Annotated in this window: 19 protein-coding genes and 2 pseudogenes; 5 read left to right on the forward strand and 16 right to left on the reverse strand. The window is 63.1% G+C overall.

Going from position 1 to position 18813, the window contains the following annotated elements:
• Positions 1-436: 436 nt before the first annotated feature.
• Positions 437-583: a hypothetical protein gene (locus FXB41_RS34660; protein WP_219684930.1), complete on the forward strand. Its 147-nt coding sequence runs from the start codon at positions 437-439 to the stop codon at positions 581-583.
• A gap of 375 nt (positions 584-958) precedes the next feature.
• Here the strand turns inward: FXB41_RS34660 and FXB41_RS34665 are convergent, their stop codons facing one another.
• From FXB41_RS34665 to FXB41_RS34680, 5 genes are all read right to left on the reverse strand, one after another.
• The gene (locus tag FXB41_RS34665; RefSeq protein WP_219684931.1) at positions 959-1231 is read right to left on the reverse strand and encodes a hypothetical protein; all 273 of its coding nucleotides are present in this window, start codon (positions 1229-1231) and stop codon (positions 959-961) included.
• 125 nt (positions 1232-1356) lie between these two features.
• Positions 1357-1563: a GDCCVxC domain-containing (seleno)protein gene (locus tag FXB41_RS41225; RefSeq protein ID WP_246649429.1), complete on the reverse strand. Its 207-nt coding sequence runs from the start codon at positions 1561-1563 to the stop codon at positions 1357-1359.
• On the reverse strand, positions 1560-1760 hold the full coding sequence (locus FXB41_RS34670; protein ID WP_007603283.1) for a hypothetical protein: 201 nt from the start codon (positions 1758-1760) through the stop codon (positions 1560-1562). The genes FXB41_RS41225 and FXB41_RS34670 overlap by 4 nt, the downstream gene beginning before the upstream one ends.
• 775 nt (positions 1761-2535) lie before the next feature.
• Positions 2536-2754, reverse strand: coding sequence for a hypothetical protein (locus tag FXB41_RS34675; protein WP_007603284.1), 219 nt, complete (start codon positions 2752-2754; stop codon positions 2536-2538).
• Between the two features lie 253 nt (positions 2755-3007).
• On the reverse strand, positions 3008-3616 hold the full coding sequence (locus FXB41_RS34680; RefSeq protein WP_219684932.1) for a TetR/AcrR family transcriptional regulator: 609 nt from the start codon (positions 3614-3616) through the stop codon (positions 3008-3010).
• A 129-nt stretch (positions 3617-3745) separates the two neighbouring features.
• Here FXB41_RS34680 and FXB41_RS34685 point away from each other — a divergent pair, with 129 nt between their 5' ends.
• A complete protein-coding gene (locus FXB41_RS34685) occupies positions 3746-4984 on the forward strand; it encodes an MFS transporter (protein WP_219684933.1) in 1239 nt (412 codons plus the stop codon).
• A 13-nt stretch (positions 4985-4997) separates the two neighbouring features.
• Here the strand turns inward: FXB41_RS34685 and FXB41_RS34690 are convergent, their stop codons facing one another.
• Together FXB41_RS34690 and FXB41_RS34695 are read right to left on the reverse strand one after the other, a co-directional pair.
• Positions 4998-5447 carry a DUF6789 family protein gene (locus FXB41_RS34690; protein ID WP_219684934.1) on the reverse strand — a complete coding sequence of 150 codons (450 nt, stop codon included), beginning with the start codon at positions 5445-5447 and terminating at the stop codon, positions 4998-5000.
• A gap of 66 nt (positions 5448-5513) precedes the next feature.
• Positions 5514-6266 carry a DUF6064 family protein gene (locus tag FXB41_RS34695; RefSeq protein ID WP_246649430.1) on the reverse strand — a complete coding sequence of 251 codons (753 nt, stop codon included), beginning with the start codon at positions 6264-6266 and terminating at the stop codon, positions 5514-5516.
• A gap of 60 nt (positions 6267-6326) precedes the next feature.
• On the opposite strand from FXB41_RS34695, the pseudogene FXB41_RS41830 reads away from it, so the two are divergent.
• Positions 6327-6711: pseudogene (locus tag FXB41_RS41830) on the forward strand (MFS transporter); the annotation flags it as partial.
• 77 nt (positions 6712-6788) lie between these two features.
• Here the strand turns inward: FXB41_RS41830 and FXB41_RS42245 are convergent.
• Entirely contained in the window at positions 6789-7067 is a 279-nt protein-coding gene (locus FXB41_RS42245; protein ID WP_473367965.1) for a DUF7957 family protein, read from the reverse strand.
• Between the two features lie 437 nt (positions 7068-7504).
• On the opposite strand from FXB41_RS42245, the pseudogene plsY reads away from it, so the two are divergent.
• Positions 7505-8174 (forward strand): annotated as a pseudogene (plsY, locus tag FXB41_RS34705) (glycerol-3-phosphate 1-O-acyltransferase PlsY).
• Positions 8175-8401: 227 nt separating this feature from the next.
• Here plsY and FXB41_RS34710 read toward each other — a convergent pair.
• From FXB41_RS34710 to topA, 7 genes are all read right to left on the reverse strand, one after another.
• On the reverse strand, positions 8402-8956 hold the full coding sequence (locus FXB41_RS34710; protein WP_219684936.1) for a hypothetical protein: 555 nt from the start codon (positions 8954-8956) through the stop codon (positions 8402-8404).
• A 256-nt stretch (positions 8957-9212) separates the two neighbouring features.
• Positions 9213-9380 carry a 50S ribosomal protein L33 gene (gene rpmG, locus FXB41_RS34715; protein WP_007603295.1) on the reverse strand — a complete coding sequence of 56 codons (168 nt, stop codon included), beginning with the start codon at positions 9378-9380 and terminating at the stop codon, positions 9213-9215.
• 124 nt (positions 9381-9504) lie between these two features.
• A complete protein-coding gene (locus tag FXB41_RS34720; protein WP_219684937.1) occupies positions 9505-10830 on the reverse strand; it encodes an LLM class flavin-dependent oxidoreductase in 1326 nt (441 codons plus the stop codon).
• Between the two features lie 247 nt (positions 10831-11077).
• On the reverse strand, positions 11078-11827 hold the full coding sequence (locus tag FXB41_RS34725) for an NUDIX hydrolase (protein ID WP_219684938.1): 750 nt from the start codon (positions 11825-11827) through the stop codon (positions 11078-11080).
• A gap of 32 nt (positions 11828-11859) precedes the next feature.
• Positions 11860-12294, reverse strand: a complete 435-nt coding sequence (locus tag FXB41_RS34730; RefSeq protein WP_007603299.1) for a DUF983 domain-containing protein — start codon at positions 12292-12294, stop codon at positions 11860-11862.
• The gene (rnr, locus tag FXB41_RS34735) at positions 12288-14642 is read right to left on the reverse strand and encodes a ribonuclease R (RefSeq protein WP_219684939.1); all 2355 of its coding nucleotides are present in this window, start codon (positions 14640-14642) and stop codon (positions 12288-12290) included. The genes FXB41_RS34730 and rnr overlap by 7 nt, the downstream gene beginning before the upstream one ends.
• 7 nt (positions 14643-14649) lie before the next feature.
• Complete coding sequence (gene topA / locus FXB41_RS34740; protein ID WP_219684940.1) at positions 14650-17394, reverse strand: type I DNA topoisomerase; 2745 nt, start codon at positions 17392-17394, stop codon at positions 14650-14652.
• Positions 17395-17621: 227 nt separating this feature from the next.
• On the opposite strand from topA, the gene FXB41_RS34745 reads away from it, so the two are divergent.
• On the forward strand, positions 17622-17861 hold the full coding sequence (locus FXB41_RS34745; protein ID WP_219684941.1) for a hypothetical protein: 240 nt from the start codon (positions 17622-17624) through the stop codon (positions 17859-17861).
• Positions 17862-18177: 316 nt separating this feature from the next.
• On the opposite strand, the gene FXB41_RS34750 is transcribed toward FXB41_RS34745, so the two are convergent.
• A partial coding sequence (locus FXB41_RS34750) for a flavodoxin family protein (protein ID WP_246649432.1) occupies positions 18178-18813 on the reverse strand: 636 nt, incomplete at its 5' end.

Raw genomic sequence — 18813 nt, forward strand, 5'->3', positions numbered from 1 at the left:
CACAGGCCGGCGCAAAAAAACGCGAAAACAACCCCATGCACAGTAGCCGACGCTAGTCGGATCAATGGCTTACGTCGGCCGCAAAACGGCTGATGCTGGACCGCAATGCCGTTTGACTCGTCGGGCAAAACAGGAGCATGCTGCTAGCATTCCGAAAATCCCACGAACTCTGCTGTCATTCCCCGCGCAGGCGGGGAATCCAGTACGCCGCGGCGTCTCGGCTCAAGCGATGGAATCCATGTGGACCGAAAGTCCGGGTTACTTCTGATCGACGTTGCTGGTCCCCGAACCTGGCGTACCGATCGGCAAGCCGTTCGCCGCATGACCGACGCCAACGCCCGGCGCACTGACGGCTCCTGGAGTTTGATCTTGCGGAAGTGTCTTGATCCCCGTCCTTGCTTGCTCAGCGGGGCTCATCTGGTCCCTGTTATCGCTGTTGGCACCATTGGTCGCCGTGATGCCGGACCTGTCGCTCCCGTTTGGCGTGCCGATCTGTGTCGATCCGGTCGCGGTGCTGCCCGCGCCCGAGCTGCCCGGTGCGGCCGGTGTGCTCGCGGTGTTGCCGTTCTGCGTCGGGGGCTGAACGTTCGGGTTGGTTGGAGAGTTATTGGTGTGAGCGCCGGTTGAGGTTGCGTTTGTGCCCATGCCGGATGGGGCCGAGGGACCTCCATTGGCGGCGCCAGACGTGCCAGTGCCTGCACCTGAGCTCGCGGATGATCCGGACGCGCCGCCGCTCGCGGCCGCGCCACCCGCGCCACCACCACCTCCGCCGCCTTGTGCGAGGACCGGTGCGGCAACAGCGAAGGACAGTGCGGCTGTAAGAAGAAGCGATTTTCGATTCATGACCTTCTCCGGTGTAAAGAAGGTCAACTACGCCGAAATGGCGATTGTTCCTTTCAGTTCGGTCATTCAGGTGACCGCTCCCGGATTTCCGAGAGAGGCTGTTTCATATGGCGCGTCAGGCAGCCTTTTCCTTGAGTTCGAAGTCCATGGTCCAAGTCGATTTTCCCGGCCGCGTGCGGAATATCCATGTCGTCACGCTCGAACCGGGCGGGATGACGATGCTGTCCCCTTCGTGCATCGTGAACTGCCGGATGTTGCTTTCGGTCGCCCAGATCGAATGAGAATAAACATCCTTGTCGCTGGTCTTTGTGCAGCTCAGAACTCCTCCGTTCATAACGGCGCGGGTGGCGGTCTGGCTGACGGACGAGTCCATGTGGATGGTAGTCATCGTGGCAATCTCCAAAAGAATGAAAAAAAACGCCAGATGCTCCCTTGGGTTGTCGTGACGTGTCAAGCATGCCGCAAAACGCTCGCACCACTCCTCTTGTGCTGCATCCACTCCCTTCAGGGCAGCTAGCTAGAGCAGCCCGTGCCGTTCTCTTGAACCGGCGGACAGGGAACGGTGCCGAAGGAACAGAACACGCAGCAGTCGCCGGGGAGCGGCTTCAGACGCTCGCCGCAGCGTTTGCAGTCATAAAAGAACTGGCAAGCGTCGGTCGGCATGACCTCGGCAGCAGCGTGACCGCACTTGGGACACGTGATCGTGGAGTTCAGGATCATTTACCAGGCGCGTGGCAGACACCGAGCAAGGATTGCCGGCGAGCCTTCTTCTGATCGGTCACCAGTTTTATCTTCTCTCTCAAAACGAGGATTTCGGAATATTCCTTTTGGATCTCTCGGGGGCTGCGAAGTGCTTCAAGCTGCCGGGCGGTCAGTTTTAATATCGCGGCAATATGCGTACTCTGGATGTGGTGCATGGGATCAAATCCCTTCGTCGGGGCAGCGCTTGGAGAGGCTTTAGGGGGAAGCCCACCATCCGTCGGGGAATCGCTCCAGCAAAGTCTGGTCGACTTGGTTGTCGTTGTCAGGGGGGCTGATAGCTCCTGCATTCCAGCTTGGTGGCGCGCGACGACGGAGGCGGACAGACAGGGCGCCTGGTTCACGACTTCGAAGGCGGCGCGAAGCAGGATGTGTCAAGCGTAATGGAGGCACAGCGCGGGCGCTTCGCTCTGCTTCTTCGACCAGACCTCGAAGATATTCCAATTCTGAGAGCTGAGAAGTGAGTTCGCTAAGTTGTTGGACATAAAGGATTGCGCGAGAGCTTCGCATGGATGTTCTCCCCAGCACAAAAAGAACTATCGGGAAAAAATGGCAATCTACCATAGGTAAACATCGGATTTCAATACGTCAGGCTCACTGCTTCAGGGTCGCGGCTTCGGCCAGCGCGTCCATGACGCGCTGAAGAAGATGCGGCCAGGCGGAAGGCAATTGAGACAGCAAAAGGAACCCCAGCTTCAGGGCGGTGAAGCTGGGGCTGTTGAGCTGCCTTGGCGAAGCAGCTGCCCCCTTGGGGAGGGGCACGGGAAAACTTGGCAATCGGCAAGTCGTTCCTAGCCGAACAAAAATGAGCCCCAGCTCCGGGGGCAATGGGAAGAGCTGGGGCCCGACTGGACTGCATTACCGATATAAGAATGGCGTCGGAAAAATTGGTGACCGGCGAGCCGTTTCAACTGTGGTGCCGCCGAAAAATGTTTAGCGGCCTCTGTCGTCCTTGCCGTTGGGGCTGCCATCGCCGCCGCCGTTACCCCAGCCATTGTTGCCGTGGTGGTGATGGACCGCGCTCGCACCCGATTTAGCAATTGCATCGGACGTGAGGGAGGTGGAGAGCAGCAGCGTTATAGTTGGAGGTGTCACGGCTGCGAACTTTCCGCAGGTCTTTAGAAATTCGCGGCGGTCGTCCTGGTCAGGCATGGGTTCTCTCCGGGGCTGGCGGAAAGATTAAATACGTTAAATCAAGTTTAACTATGTTAATAGGCTCGGTCACGAAGTGCGGCCATAAGTTGCGGCACCAGCTGTTCGCTCTTCGCTACTCCCTCAGGGATACCGGCGCGCTCCCTTCAAGAGATCGAAATGAAGCTTGGCCAACGGGTTGGCCGCTGGAGTGCGTGCTGGCCTGCCCGGCCTTCTTGCGGCGGGCGGATCGGGTTCTGATCTCGTAGCTACTTCAGGGATGCCGGGCCGGCCGTTTGCCTCGCTTCACCGCAGTCTCATCTCCCACATCCACCCCCGCATTTCGCAATAACACCGCCGCCGCCTCCTTCGCGGCACGCGCCATTGCGGGGTCGTCGCGGACGAGGTCCTGTGCGATGGAGCCGTCGACCAGCAGCACGAGCTGCGTTGCGAGCGCCTCTGCATTCGTAACGCCGAGCTCGTTGAGGCGGTCGCGAAACCAGATGCGGCGGCTTTCCTTGAAGGCGATGGCGATCTTCTTCACGGCACGATCCGCCGGGCCAAGCTCGGCGACTGCATTCACGAATGGGCAGCCGCGAAAGTCCTTTGCGGCGAAGCGGCGCTGCAGCGAATCGAAGGTGGCGAGGATCTGCTCGGCCGGAGGCTTGTCCGAGGGGCGGGGCTGCACGAAGCGGCGCTCCAGATAGGCCGCGATCAGCGCGTCCTTGGAGGGGAAGTGGTTGTAGAGCGTGCGCTTGGAGATGCCGATCTCGGCCGCGATGGTGTCGACGCCGATGGCGCGAATGCCTTGCAGATAGAACAGCTTGTCGGCGGTCTCGAGGATCCGCTCTTTCATCGTCTGTGGGGCGGGCGGGGGAGCCATGCGGCGGTGAATGTCCTGTTCGCTTGACAGTGCACGCTATCCATAGCCTAAGTACACAGGTCTGTGTAACCAAAATCAACCGATATTGCAGACGACGGCGCTCGCGCCGCGCCGATGAGGGAGACGAAAATGCCCCTGTTGCAGGTCCTGCGCCCGACATTGCCCATCCTGATCGGCGCCTCGATCATGCTGACGCTGAGCATGGGGCTGCGGCAGAGCCTCGGCATCTTCATGCAGCCGCTGACCCACGACATCCATCTGTCGATCTCCGACTTCACGCTGGCGCTGGCCGTGCAAAACCTCGCCTGGGGCTTTCTCCAGCCGCTCGCCGGCGCGATGACCACGCGCTACGGCTTCCGTCCGATCATGATCGCGGGCTCGTTCATGTACATCGCGGGCCTGGTGCTGATGGCAACCGCGAACGGCCTCGTCGCCATCATGATCGGCGCCGGCGTGCTGATCGGCACCTCGCTCGCCTGCACCGCGGCTGCGATCGCGATGTCGGTGGCGGCGCGCGCGGTGCCCGCAACGGTGCGTTCCACCGTGCTCGGCATCGTCTCGGGCGCGGGCTCGCTCGGCGCGTTGCTATCGGCGCCGATCGGGCAGATGCTCAACGAGGGATTCGGGTGGCGCGTCGGGCTCGCCGGCTTCGTGGTGATGTCGGTGCTGATGATCCCGGCGGCCTGGTATGCCGGGCGCGTCGACGCGGTCCCGCTGCCGAAGCCCGCGACTGACGAGATCGTCGATGCCACGGCGTTGATTGCAGCGAAGACCGCTTTCGGCAACGCGTCCTTCGTGGTGATGAGCTGCGCCTATCTCGTCTGCGGCATGCAGCTCGTGTTCCTCACCACGCACTTGCCGTCCTATCTCGCGATCTGCGGCCTCGATCCGATGCTGAGCGCGCAGACGCTGGGCATGATCGGCGGCTTCAACGTGCTTGGCTCGCTGTTCTTCGGCTGGGCCGGCCAGCGCTGGAACAAGCTCGCACTGCTCGGCGGCATCTACGTCTTCCGCTCACTCGCGCTCGCCTGGTACTTTACGCTGCCGGCCACGCCTGCCTCGACCCTGCTGTTCGGCGCGATCATGGGCTTCCTGTGGATGGGTGTCGGCCCGCTGGTGGCGGGCGCGGTCGCCGAGATGTTCGGCCTGCGCTGGCAGGCGATGATCCAGGGCCTCGCCTTCATGAGCCACCAGATCGGCAGCTTTCTCGGCGCGTATGGGGGAGGGGTGCTCTACGATGCGCTCGGCTCGTATACGATGGCCTGGCGCATCGGCGTCGCGCTGGGGTTGGCCGGCGGCATCATCCAGATCGCGTTTGCGCTGATCCGGCCGTCGCAGCCGCCGGCGCCGGTGTTGCGGACGGCGTAGGGGGGCCGCGTCTTCAATTGAGCGCGTCGTAAACGATGCCCAGGATGACGCTGTAAGTCACGAGCATCGCCAGCGAGAACAGTGCTGGCGAAATGCCAAGCCCAGCCTGCACTCCGAAAAATCCTAGCCCGATCATGGGAAAGAACACCAACCCCATGGTCGCCCATCCGAGCACGCCGTATGCCATTCCTTTGATCGCTCCGATATTGCCTGGCAGCCATCGATAGAGCTGTCCAAAGGCGAGACTGACGAAGGTTGAGCCATTCAGGAATGAAAGTAGCCACGGCACCACTGGATGGATCGCCGTGCCGGTCACATGGCTCAGCGTCGTTTGGAGGCTTTCATAGGGCTGGAATGATGGAAGCAGTCCAGCCCAAAACTTGAAGTACATCAGCAGCGAATGCGCGATGCTTCCGCACAATCCTGCAACAACTGCCTTCCAAATCATGTTGCCTGAAGGCATGCCAAGTCGTCCATTCTCGGAAGTGGCTTTCCAACATGGGCGCGCGGTCGCTGCCACACGTTGCAATCAGGGGCTCAATTCGGTTGAGGGCGTCAATCTCGTCTCGGCTAGTACGGTAGGTGTATGTCGGTTCCCGACGACGACGATCGGAACGGCAATGAAGCCGCTAATCAGAAGCAGCCAATCCTGCCGAACGTCCAGGAAGATAGCTGCGCTCCCGCCGATGATTGACCAGATGAAGGGGATCACCAGGAGCCAGTAGGACAAGCGGTCGGTCGTCATAAGTAAAAGACCGAAGGTGAAGATGGTAACAGGGCAAGGAGCTACACCGAACATCGGTAACGTCGGCCAAGAATGCCCCGCTGCAATTCCGATCATCGGATAGATGAGAGATGCGTAGAGAACAAACCCCGCGCCGATCACCGCTCGAAGCCCGAAAGTCATCGCGAAACGAAGGCCGCCGCGGACGACACCCGTGTAGAGCAGTGCCACGCCCTCTATGACGAACAAGGCGCCAAAGGCGAACGCGGCCTTGTTTATCGAGGAGAAGAAGACGCCGTGATAGAAAATGCCAGTGCTCAGCCACATCAATCCGAGGACGGCTGAGACAACGCGATCAGAGGCACGGCCTTTCCAGAGAACGGCGGCGACGGCGATGGCGCCAAGCGCATAAGCAAAAATTTGCGCGGGCCAGATTGCCGTATTGTAGGCCGCGAAGACGCTGAGGAACTGCTCAAGGGTGAAGGGAAGCATGGTGCGCTCGTGCCCGATCGTTTGAGCGTAGAGGACTGCGTTGCTTCGCTGCTTGACGAGGATCAACGTCCCTCGGGGGCAACTCGTGGCCGAGGGGCGACATGGAGGCTGTCCGTCGCAGCCGCCGCGCTGCTTGGCGGCATCTACGTCCTGCGCTTGCTGGCGCTGGCCTGGTACTTCATGCTGCCGGCGACGCCTGCCTCGACCCTGCTGTTCGGCGCCATCATGGGCTTTCTGTGGATGGGCGCCGGCCCGTTGGTCGCGGGTGCCGTCGCCGAAATGTTCGGCCTGCGTTGGCAGGCGATGATCCAGGGCTTCGCCTTCATGAGCCACCGGATCGGCAGCTTCCTCGGGGCGTACGGCGGAGGGGTGCGTCTACGACGCGCTCGGCTCGTATACGATGGCCTGGCGCATCGGCGTCGCGCTGGGATTGGCCGGTGGCATCGTGCAGGTGGCGTTCGCGCTGATCCGTCCGTCGCTGCCGCCGGCGCCGGTGTTGCGGACGGCGTAGGGGGAGGGGGAAGCGCACGGCTTAGCCTTCATCGCGGCATGCACTGCAGCGGGCATCCGACCACGGGAGACCGCCCACTACTTAGTGAATTGTGTTCGCACTGTCTCACCCGTCAGGGGATCGAGCCAAACGGTGTAACAGCTCCAGCTATTGGCTCGGATTAGATCACCTTCAAGTTCTGCATCCACGAAGCAATCGCCTGCGTCCTTGGTTGGAAGGGTCGCCTTCCACCTCACTCGCTCGTCCGGTTCAATACAGACCAGATTTTGGTCTTGCTCAGACTTTCGGTTCCACGCGAAGACGATGACTCGGCCGACATCGTTGGGAAGACAAACGGACTTATGGATTCTTCTCATGTCGGCGAGGCCATCCCGGCTGGTGTTTTTTCATATCAGGACAAGCTTCGTGAAGCCATCCGATCTCAGTGGTGTCTCCTGTGCGTCTAGAAGACACGGCAGCTTCAGGAGCCCGCCTAGCCCAGCTCTCGTGCCCGGACACAGCGCAGCGTCACTTCGAAGGTGCGCTGCAGAACCGGGGCCCATGTCGCTGCATCGTGCTGTGTTGCTTTCTGGGTCCCGGCTCTGCGCAGCAGCGTTTCACGCTGCAGCGCGTCCGGGACATGAGAGCGAACTTGCGAAGGCGCAACCCCGGGCCAATGCCGAGCGGTGCCAGTGTTGCGGACGGCATAGCGGAGCGGGTGCTCACGAGCATCCGCGGCCTCTTCAGACCCATGGCGGTCAGACGAAGTCGGGGATAAAACAGCGTTCAAACTGGACCTAAGACCCATGGCTTTTTGGATACGGTTGGGTTGGTGATCGCCTATCTTCTCGGCTCGGTCCCCACGGGCTATCTGGCGGGGAAACTGCTCAGGGGTATCGACATCCGAAGGCATGGCTCCAGGTCCACCGGGGCAACGAATGTCTTGCGCACTCTCGGCAAATGGCCTGCCTTGTTCGTGCTCGTCGGCGATGTGCTGAAGGGCGTGGGTGCCATTATCGTCGCGCGTTCGTTCTGTCCTTGGCTGTACGCGGAATTATCCCCGCCGGCGACAGCGTCTGATCTGCAGGTCTGGGTGCCATGGGCTGTTTTGTCTGGCTGGAATTGCCGTGCTGTTGGGACATAGCCGATCGATCTGGCTGAACTTCACGGGCGGCAAGTCGGCCGCGGCCGGGCTCGGTGTGTTGCTGGCGATGTCGTGGCCCGTGGGATTGGGGGCTGCAGCCGCCTTTGGCTTCGTGCTGGCTATGACCCGGATCGTTTCCTTGAACTCGATGCTCGCGGCGTTGACGGCAATTGTTCTTGTCTGCGCGGTCGAGCACCCATTGCCGTATCGGTTGCTGGTGATCGGAGGCGGCCTCTACGTGATCATCCGCCATCGTGCCAACATCCAAAGGCTTTTGGCGGGAACGGAGCCGCGTCTGGTTCGAAATGGCCAGGGTACGAAAGCGGAAGCGCAGGTTTAGCACAGGACTCATCGGCGGCCGCTTATTGAGGTGCCGCAACGCCCGGTCGTCGAACGGGCCTGAACGCTGTGCGGGTGACTTGCGCGTCGCAGCGCGCCCGGGACACCAGAGCGCACAAAACGGGGCCCACCGGGCCCCGTCGAAAGTCCGTAGTCTATCCCGCGATCCTGTTTGTCTTGGCTTCGCTGAATCCGACGTGCCCGCGCGCGACCAGCTGGCAGCATGGACTAACGCGTGCGTCCTGACCGCTTGAGATCGGCGACCTTGAACCTGTTGCCGGCCTGCAGGCTGCTGCAAAACCAGTGGGCTCTGTTTCGAAACTCGCCCAGGAACACCTTCGTCTCGACGCAATCCACGTAGGATTTATGGGTGATGGTGTCTCGGCACGTTGGCGAGAAAGGTCCATAGTTCACGTTACCGCCCGACTCGCTGCATCCAATCCAGGGCTCGTTGCCGTGCCGGAAGCTTGATGCACAGCCGCCGTTGCAGCTGCTGGCGACTTTCTCCAGGCTGGCAATCCTCCCCATCACAGAACCCGGCGCATAGGAAGGCGTGCGCGCGGTTGGCGTTCGAGCTGTTGATACAGTCCGACGCGGCGCAATTGTGTTTACTCCCCGCTCCGACAGATGCGGCCTTGCCACCTGTTTCGGCGCGTCGACCGTGACGGGGGGAATCGTGGCGGCGGAGCCGGTTGGGATTTGCGACGCTGCCGGCGCGCACAGCAAGACGGTCGACAAGGCAGCGACGGCTGAAGGCACGACAAGGCTTGATGAGAATCTCATGACCATGTCCTTCCAAAGCCGGGACGGACATTCCGCCCGGCAAGTGCACGGTAACATACATTTGGAGGCGGGCAACCGAGGGTTGATAGAATAACTGGCGATGACTCGCTGCGCCGAGCTCAGCTCTCGTGCCCCGGTCGCAGCGCAGCGTCACGTCCACGGGGCGCTGCTGCGCGTCCGGGACACGACAGAGGGGCCAAAATAAAACGGGGCCCGAAAGGGCCCCGCAAAAGTCTTCTACGTTCCGCGATCTTGCTTACTTGATCTTGGCTTCGCGGAATTCGACGTGCTTGCGCGCGACGGGATCGTACTTCTTCTTGACCAGCTTGTCGGTCATGGTGCGCGAATTCTTCTTGGCGACGTAGTAGAAGCCGGTGTCGGCCGAGGACACGAGCTTGACCTTGATGGTGACCGCTTTGGCCATGTTCAGTACCTCAGGAATGAAGGGAATCTGGAGCCGGCCAAATGGCCCGCGTTGGCCGGCAACCTAGCCAGAAACCGCCTGATGTCAAGATTTTAGGGCTCGAAAAGCACTCAAATCGGGCCAATCAGGCCTCGAAGAACCGGTTTTTCGGCCGCGGCAGGCCCAGATTCTCTCTCAAAGTGGGCCCTTCGTACTCTTTCCGGAAAATCCCGCGGCGCTGGAGCTCCGGGACCACCTTGTCGACGAAATCGTCGAGGCCGGCGGGCAGGAACGGAAAAATGATGTTGAAGCCGTCCGAGCCGCGCCCGACCAGCCATTCCTCCATCTGGTCGGCGATGGTTTTGGCCGTGCCGACGAAGGATAGCCCGCCATAGCCGCCGACGCGTTGGGCGAGCTGGCGCACCGTGAGCTTGTCGCGCGCGGCGAGATCGACCATTCGCTGGCGGCCGCTCTTGCTGGCGTTGGTCTCGGGAATTTCGGGAAGCGGTCCATCCGGATCGAAGCCGGAGGCATCCGTGCCGAGGACGACCGAGAGCGAGGCGATGGCGCTGTCGTAATGCACGCGGCTGTCGAGCAGCGCGCGCTTCTCCCTGGCCTCGTCGACGCTGTCGCCGACCACGACGAAGGCGCCGGGCAGGATCTTGAGGTGTTCGGGATCGCGGCCGACCTTCTCCATGCGGCCCTTGATGTCGGCATAGAGTTTCTGGCTGTCGGCAAGACTGCCGCCGCCGGTGAAGACGGCTTCAGCGGTCTCAGCGGCGAGCTGCCTGCCATCCTCGGAGGCGCCGGCCTGCACGATCACCGGCCAGCCCTGGACGGGGCGGGCGATGTTGAGGGGACCGCGCACTTTCAGATATTTGCCGTGATGGTCGAGCACATGCATCTTGGCGGGATCGACGAACACGCCGCTGTCGACATCGCGGACGAAGGCGTCGTCGGCAAAGGAATCCCACAGGCCGGTGACGACGTCGTAGAACTCGCGGGCGCGCTTGTAGCGCTCGGCGTGCTCCATGTGGTCGTCGAGGCCGAAATTCAGCGCCGCATCCGGGTTCGAGGTGGTGACGATGTTCCAGCCCGCACGCCCGCCGCTGAGATGGTCGAGCGAGGCGAAGCGCCGCGCGACGTGATAGGGCTCGTCGAACGTGGTCGAGCCCGTCGCGATCAGGCCGATCCGCTCGGTGACGGCGGAGAGCGCCGACAACAGCGTGAACGGTTCGAACGAGGTGACCGTGTGGCTGCGCTTCAGCGCATTGACCGGCATGTTCAGCACGGCGAGGTGATCGGCCATGAAGAAGGCGTCGAACTTGCCGGCCTCGAGCTTCTGGATCAGCGTCTTGATGTGGCCGAAGTTGAAATTGGCGTCCGGCCAGGCCCCGGGATAGCGCCAGGCGCCGGTGTGGATGCTGATCGGGCGCATGAACGCGCCAAGCTTGAGTTGCCGTTGTGCCATCGCCCGGTGTCCGTTCTTGGTGTCGTTCCGGAAGACATAGGCATGCCCAGGAACTCCGCCATCGGGGGAGGCGGGAAGATTATTTTGTTTTTCGATGCGCGCTCAGCACATTCGCGTCATTCCGGGGCGCCGCGTAGCGGCGAACCCGGAATCCATCGAGCAGCAAGGACGGTGTTGAATGGATTCCGGGTTCGCCGCTACGCGCGTCCCGGAATGACGGAGGAGAGACGTGGGCCCGCGCGGCCAGTCAGCTCAAAATATCCTTCTGCATCTTGCCGCCGTAGAAATGGAAGAACGGCACCGGCGCATCATGGCGGAGCGGGCCGGCGGCAAGGCGCGCGTCGAGCTCGTTGAGCACATTGCGCGTCATCGGATGCAGATCGGCGAGCGGCTTTGAGCCGAGCTCGACCCAGACCAATTCGACAAGCTCGGCATCGGCATGGATCACGCCGTCGACGCGATGGGCGATCGCGGAGGCGTCCGCCGTGAAGAAGCGCGTGTCGAACCGCTTGACGCGGCCGGGCGGGGTGATCGCGCGCGCGATCAGGAACAGGCTGGAGGGATCGGGCAGCAGGCCCGCATCCGCGAACGGCTTCCAGGGGCCTTCCAGTTTCGCTTTGCCTTCGGCCTTGCGCCCGAGGCAGAGGCCGGTCTCCTCGCAGGCCTCGCGGATCGCGGCAATCGCCAGCGACTTCGCGCGCGAGGCCGGAGTCTTCGGACTGCCCTTGGCGAGATTGGCTTCCAGCTCGGCGGTTACAGGCGCCGCGCACGGCACGCGAAAATCGTCCTTGTCGACGCGGCCGCCGGGGAAGACGAATTTTCCGGGCATGAACACCACCTTGTCGTGGCGCTTGCCGACAAGGACTTTTGGAATGGCTCCGCTGCGGTCGACCAGGATCAGTGTCGCCGCATCCCGCGGGCGGAAATAGGGATGATGGTCGGCTTCCTTGCCCTCGTGGATCTTCGCCTTGTCGGTTGCCTGCGACGTATCCGTCATGTCCTCACCCAAACCACTTTTGCTTATTTTGCTTACACCGGCGGAATACCATCCGTCGGGTTCTCGTCAAACCCATGCATGCGCAGAGCCCATTGCAATCCGACCACGGCTCCCTTCACCGGCTGCAGCAGTGCCAGCGAGGCGACGAAGGTGAAGGGCAGATAGGCCGCGAAGCTGATCCAGACCGGCGTGGTGTAATTGGTCTCGATCCAGAGGATGCTGGGCACCACGATATGGCCGACGATGACAATGACGAGATAGGCGGGCAGATCGTCGGCCCGATGCGGCGTGAAATCGAGGCCGCAGACCGCGCAATTATCCGCCGTCTTCAGGAAGGCGCGGAACAGCTTTCCCTCACCGCAGCGCGGGCAGCGGCCGCGAAAGCCGCGCCTTATCGCAGCAAAGACGTCGCGCTTCTCGACGAGGCCGGTCTCGCGGGTCCAGATCTTCGGGGCTGTGCTCACCATGCCTTACCCTTCTGACCCTTGCCCTTGCTTTGTCCTTTGGCTTTTTTCCCCTTGCCGGGCTTCTTCGGCTTGTCCGGCTTGCGCTTCTTGTCGGGACTGCGCCCCGGATGCGCCTTGAACGAGGGGCGGCGTTGCGGACCGGAGGACCTGCGGTGCCGCGGCGCGGTCTCACCCGTCGATGACAGCAGCTCGAAGCGCAGGGCGCCTGCGATCGGAGCTGCTTCGATCAGGCGGACGTCGACGACGTCACCGAGCTGATGCATGGTGCCGCTGCGGGTGCCGACGAGGGCGTGGCGGCCCTCGTCATAGTTGAAATATTCCGTGCCGAGGGATCGGATCGGGATCAGGCCGTCGGCGCCGGTCTCGGCGAGCTTGACGAACAGGCCGGCGCGCGTGACGCCGGAGACGCGACCCTGGAAGCTCGAACCGATGCGGTCGGCGAGGTGATGGGCGATCAGGCGGTCGACGGTCTCGCGCTCCGCTTTCATCGCGCGCCGCTCGGTGACCGAGATGTGGGCTGCGACTTCGCTCAACGTTTCCGGCGTCTCGGTGTCGGGCAGCGCGCCTTCGCCGAGACCGAGCGCGCGAACCAGCGCACGGTGCACGACGAGGTCGGCATAGCGGCGGATCGGCGAGGTGAAATGCGCATAACGGCGCAGGTTCAGGCCGAAATGACCGTAATTCTCCGAGGAGTATTCGGCCTGTGCCTGGGCGCGCAGCACGACCTCGCTGACCAGCGGAAAATGGTCGTGGCCTTCGAGCTGCGCCAGCACGCGGTTGAACAGAGCGGGGCGCAACGCGCCTGATTTCGCGAAGGGAACGTCCAGCGTCTCCAGGAATTCCGCGAGCGCGTGGACCTTTTCCAGGGTCGGCTCGTCATGCACGCGGTAGATCAGCGGCAGCGATTTCTTCTCGAGCATCTCGGCTGCCGCGACATTGGCGAGGATCATGAACTCCTCGATCAGCTTGTGCGCGTCGAGCCTGTCGGGCACGACGACGCGGTCGACCGTGCCGTCGCTCTTCAACAGGATCTTGCGCTCGGGCAGATCGAGATTGAGCGGATCGCGCTCGTCTCGCGCGCGCTTGACGCAGGCATAGGCCGCATAAAGCGGCCGCAGGATCGGATCGAGCAGGGGGCCGGTGATGTCGTCCGGCCGGCCGTCGATCGCGGCCTGCGCCTGGGCGTAGCTCAGCTTGGCTGCGGAGCGCATCAGGATGCGGTGGAAGCTGTGCGAGCGTTTGCGCCCGTCGGCAGCGATGATCATCCGCACCGCGAGTGCGCCGCGCGGCTCGCCCGGGACCAGCGAGCAGAGATTGTTGGAGATGCGCTCGGGCAGCATCGGCACGACGCGGTCGGGGAAATAGACCGAGTTGCCGCGGTCGAGCGCGTCGCGGTCGAGTGCGGTGCCCGGTCGCACGTAGAAGCTCACATCGGCGATGGCGACATCGACGATGAAGCCGCCCTTGTTGTTGGGATCAGGATCCGGCTGCGCGTGCACCGCGTCGTCGTGATCCTTGGCATCCGGCGGATCGATGGTGACAAGCGGCACGTCGCGCCAGTCCTCGCGCCCCTTCAAATTGGCCGGCTCCGCTGCTTCGGCCTCGCGCTCCGCCGCGGGGCGGAATTGCAGCGGGATGTCGTGCGCGTAGATCGCGATCAGGCTGATCGCCTTCTCCGACTTGACCGAGCCGAGCTTCTCCTTGACGCGGCCTGACGCCAGCCCAAAGCCGCGCGAGCGGATGATATCGACGCTGACGAGATCGCCGTCCTGCGCGCCGTGCGTCTCGGTCGGCGCGATGTTCAGCTCGCGGTCGGCGGACTTCTTGTCGACCGGGATGATCCGTCCGCCGCCTTCGGGCAGGCTGCTGAAGACGCCGAGGATGCGGCTCTTGGTCTTGTCGAAGACCTTGATGATGTGGCCGCGATAGGCCGGGCCTTCGGTCTCGTCGGAGCGCTCGACCCGCAGCAGCGCGCGATCGCCGACGCCGGCCGCGGTGCCGGGCTTGGGCCGGCGCGGCATCGTGATGAGGATCTTTGGCGGTTCGCCGCTTTCGACTTCGTCCCATTCGGTGGGGGAGGCGACCAGCTCGCCGTCGGCGTCGCGGCCGGTGATGTCGGCGACCAGCGTCGGCGGCAGGCTGTCCGGCTCTGAAATCGTATGGCGCTTTTTCTTGACGAGCCCGTCGTCGGCGAGCTCGCGCAGCATGCGCTTGAGCTCGATGCGGTCGGCGTTCTTCAGGCCGAACTCGCGCGCAATTTCGCGGGTTCCGACCTTTCCGGGATTTGCCTTGATGAAGGCGACGATGGCTGCCCTGTCGGGAAAGCCACGGTCATTCTTGCGTTTCACTTAACCTCTATTTGGTGCCGGCACTTTTCTTGGCCGGAGCTTTGGCGCCAGCTGCCTTGGTCGGCGACGTTTTGGCCGTCGACGACACGGCTGCGCGCGCCTTGCTGGTGGATTCGGATTTGGGTTTGGCCGCCTTCTTCGCGGCCGGCTTTTTGGTTTTTGGCGCGGCGTCATCGCCGTCGGCGGCCTTCGCCGCAGCCTTCTTGGCCTTGGCGGGCTTGGCCGCCTTCTTCGGCTTCTTGCCGCCGCCCTTGGCCGCGCGCTCGTCGATCAGCGCGATCGCCTGCGGCAGCGTGATGGCGTCTTTCTCGATGTCGCTCGGGATCGTCGCGTTGACGCCGCCCGCCGTGACATAGGCGCCGTAGCGGCCGCCCTTCACCGTGACGGTGCCGAGGCTGGGATGATCGCCGATCGCCTTGCCGGGATCGGCGCCGAAGCGGCGGCTCGGGCCCTTGGCGATCTTCTCCGCGATCAGCGTCACCGCCCGGTTGATGCCGATGTCGAACACTTCGTCGCCGGCCTCGAGGCTGGCATAGGTCTTCTCGTGCTTCACGAACGGCCCGAAGCGGCCGAGGCCCGCGGTGATCGGTTCGCCGGTTTCCGGGTGCTTGCCGATCTCGCGTGGCAGCGACAGCAGCTTGAGCGCAAGGTCGAGCTCGACATCTCCAGGGGAAGTCCCCTTCGGAATGCCCGCGCGCTTCGGCTTCTCGCCCTCCGCATAATCCTTCTGTTCGCCGAGCTGGATGTAGGGCCCGAACCGGCCGGCCTTGACCCAGACATCGCGACCCGTATCAGGGTCCTGGCCGAGCGAACGATCGGCGGTCGCCTCGCCGTCGGCGGCGAGCTGACGGGTGTAACGGCATTCCGGATAGTTCGAGCAGCCGACGAAGGCGCCGAACTTGCCGGCCTTCAGATTCAGCCGTCCGTTGCCGCAGCTCGGGCATTGCCTGATGTCGCCGCCATCGGTGCGCGCCGGATAGATGTGCTGGCCCAGCATCTCGTCGAGCACGTCGAGCACCTGGGCTACGCGCAGATCCTTGATCTCGTCGACCGCGCCGATGAAGCCGGTCCAGAAATCCTTCAGCACCTGCTGCCAGGAAATCTCGTTGTTGGAGACGCGGTCGAGCTGCTCTTCCAGATTGGCAGTGAAGTCGTATTCGACATAGCGGGCAAAGAAGCTTTCGAGGAAGGCGACCACGACGCGGCCCTTGTCCTCGCCGTGCAGGCGCTTCTTCTCGAGCTTGACGTAGCCGCGGTCCTTGAGGACCTGGAGGATCGAGGCATAGGTGGAGGGCCGGCCGATGCCGAGCTCTTCCATGCGCTTGACCAGCGAGGCCTCGGAGAAGCGCGGCGGCGGCTCGGTGAAGTGCTGGGTGACGGCGAGCGACTGCCGCTTCAGCGCGTCGTTGGGGCTCATCGCGGGCAGGCGGCGGGAGTCCTCGTCCTCCTCGTCGTCGCGGCCTTCCTGATAAAGTGCGAGGAAGCCGTCGAACTTGACGACCTGGCCGGTGGCGCGCAGGTCCAGCGTGCGGCCGCCAACCTTCGCGGTGATGTCGACCGTGGTGCGTTCCAGCTCGGCCGATTCCATCTGGCTCGCGATGGTGCGCTTCCAGATCAGTTCATAGAGTCTCGCCTGGTCGGACTCGAGCTTGCGGCTCATGCTGTCGGGGCGGCGCGACATGTCGGTCGGCCGGATCGCTTCGTGGGCTTCCTGGGCGTTCTTGGCCTTGGCCTGGTACTGACGCGGCGCGTCCGGCACATAGGCGTTGCCGTAATCCTCGCCGATCACCTTGCGGGCCTGGGTGATCGCGGACGGATCGATCTGCACGCCGTCGGTACGCATATAAGTAATGAGTCCGGTGGTCTCGCCGCCGATGTCGATGCCTTCATAGAGCCGCTGCGCGATGCGCATGGTATGCGCCGGCGCAAACCCGTATTTGCGGCTGGCTTCCTGCTGCAGCGTCGAGGTGGTGAAGGGCGCCTGCGGATTGCGCCGGGCCGGCTTGGCATCGACCGTGGTCACGGCGTAGCTGGCGGCTTCCAGCGCCTTCTTGAAGTCTTCGGCTTCCGCGCCGGTGCCGATGTCGAGCCGCTGGATCTTCTTGCCGTCGGCGCCGACCAGACGTGCCTCGAAGGCGTCGCCGCGCGGCGTCAGCAGGGTCGCGATCAGCGACCAGTATTCGCGCGCAACGAACTTTTCGATCTCGAGCTCGCGGTCGCAGACCAGCCGCAGCGCCACCGACTGCACGCGGCCCGCCGAGCGGGCGCCCGGCAGCTTGCGCCACAGCACGGGGGAGAGGGTGAAGCCGACCAGATAGTCCAGCGCGCGGCGCGCCATATAGGCGTCGACCAGCGCACCGTCGATCTGGCGCGGATGCTTCATGGCGTCCGTGACCGCCTGCTTGGTGATGGCGTTGAACACCACGCGCTCGATCTTGTGGTCCTTGAGCGCGCGCTTCTCTTTCAAGACCTCCAGCACGTGCCAGGAGATGGCCTCGCCCTCGCGATCAGGGTCGGTGGCGAGAATCAGGCGATCGGCGTTCTTGAGGGACTTGGCAATGTCGTTGAGCCGGCCGGCCGCCTTGGGATCGATCTCCCAGATCATCTTGAAATTGGCGTCGGGATCGACGGAGCCGTTCTTCGCCGGCAAGTCCCGGACATGGCCGAACGAGGCCAGAACCTCGTAGGACGAGCCCAAATACTTGTTGATCGTCTTGGCTTTCGCCGGCGACTCCACAATGACGATATTCATGTAGTTCCAGTAACTTATGGGGAAATTTGGGGCCGAATTCGATGAGATTCGGGTCGGCCCTTTCGTCCCGAACATGGGTGGTGAGGCCCTCGCTGTCAAATCGAGGGGTGTTGAAAGCTATCCCGATGGGAAAAGTTTCATATCGAGAAAGTTGCAAAATACCACCTTTGAGTTGCGGCCGATGTCGGCGTAATGTTTCTAGGGGGCATGGATTCGGGTGGGGGCTGGTGACTAAGCCAGGAAAGAAACGGGCCGGCGCCGCATCGCGCGAGGCGGGAGGCTCGCGTCACGAGGAACCGGGGGAGGGCGGCGTCGAGGAGGCGGTCGCCTTCATCGCCGAGCAGGTCGGGGCGCTGCGCAAGCTGGCCGAGCGGCACAAGCTCGACGTGCTGCACTATCTCCTGGGAATGACCAAGCTGGAGGCCGACGAGCATCTGCGGCTGCGGAGCAAGCGCAGGCTGTCGTGAGGGGGGATGCCGAGCGGAATCGATTACGCTGTCTCTCTCTCCGAGTCGTCCTGGCGAAAGCCAGGACCCATACCGCGAGGTCTATCGACCTGAGTGCGGTGCGAATTCCGGGTGACGAGTCTTCGCCAAACTCCTGCTTGGGACAATGGGTCCTGGCTTTCGCCAGGACGACGTTGGAGAGATGGCGCGCACCCGCTGACCGCCGCCGCGGCGGCGGCCGCGGCTTCAACGTGGTATCCGCGTCGGGAAGGTACCGCGGACCTTTTCCGTCAGCACATGCGCCTGATAGGCGCTACGCTCGCAATGACGGGTGAGGTTAGCCGTTGCGGCTTGCCATTTTGGCCAATCGCTGACCGAGATATTCGGCCGTGCTGAGGTCGGTCTGAGGCAAGACGCTGTCGACCAGATGCGTCGCAAGGCCAAGCTGGCTGCCCAACCGATTGCGGCCACTCGGATCCTCCCCACCCGGAATATCCAGTCCGCACCAGAGCATGCCGTGCTGCGCGGCCAGAATGGAAAAGTAGGTCAGTGTGTGGAGTTGATCGCCGCCTGCGCAGGCGCCGGTGGTGAACCCGGCTGCGAACATGTTGGCCCATTGTTGCCGGCTCCATCGATCGCTTGAAGCATCGGCAAACGCTTTGAATTGAGCGGCTGGTCCGCCCATATAGGTCGGGCTGCCAAATGCAACTGCGTCGGCGCGGTCGATCGTCTCCAGTAAGCTCTCATTCTGGAAGCGGCCTGACACGATGTCGCCGCCGGTGATGCGACATAGCGAGACCTCCGCCTTGCCATCCGCTCCGCGCGCAACCGCATGCGCCAGCTTCTCGGTGGTGCCTGAGATGGAAAAATAGACGATGGCGAGCAGGGGCATGGTGGTGCCACTTTGGTGGGACCTCGCCATCTTTGACGCTGTCGATGTCTTGTACAAGTCCCGCCACGCCGTCATTGCGAG

This window comes from Bradyrhizobium canariense (assembly GCF_019402665.1).
Classification (GTDB): Bacteria; Pseudomonadota; Alphaproteobacteria; order Rhizobiales; family Xanthobacteraceae; genus Bradyrhizobium; species Bradyrhizobium canariense.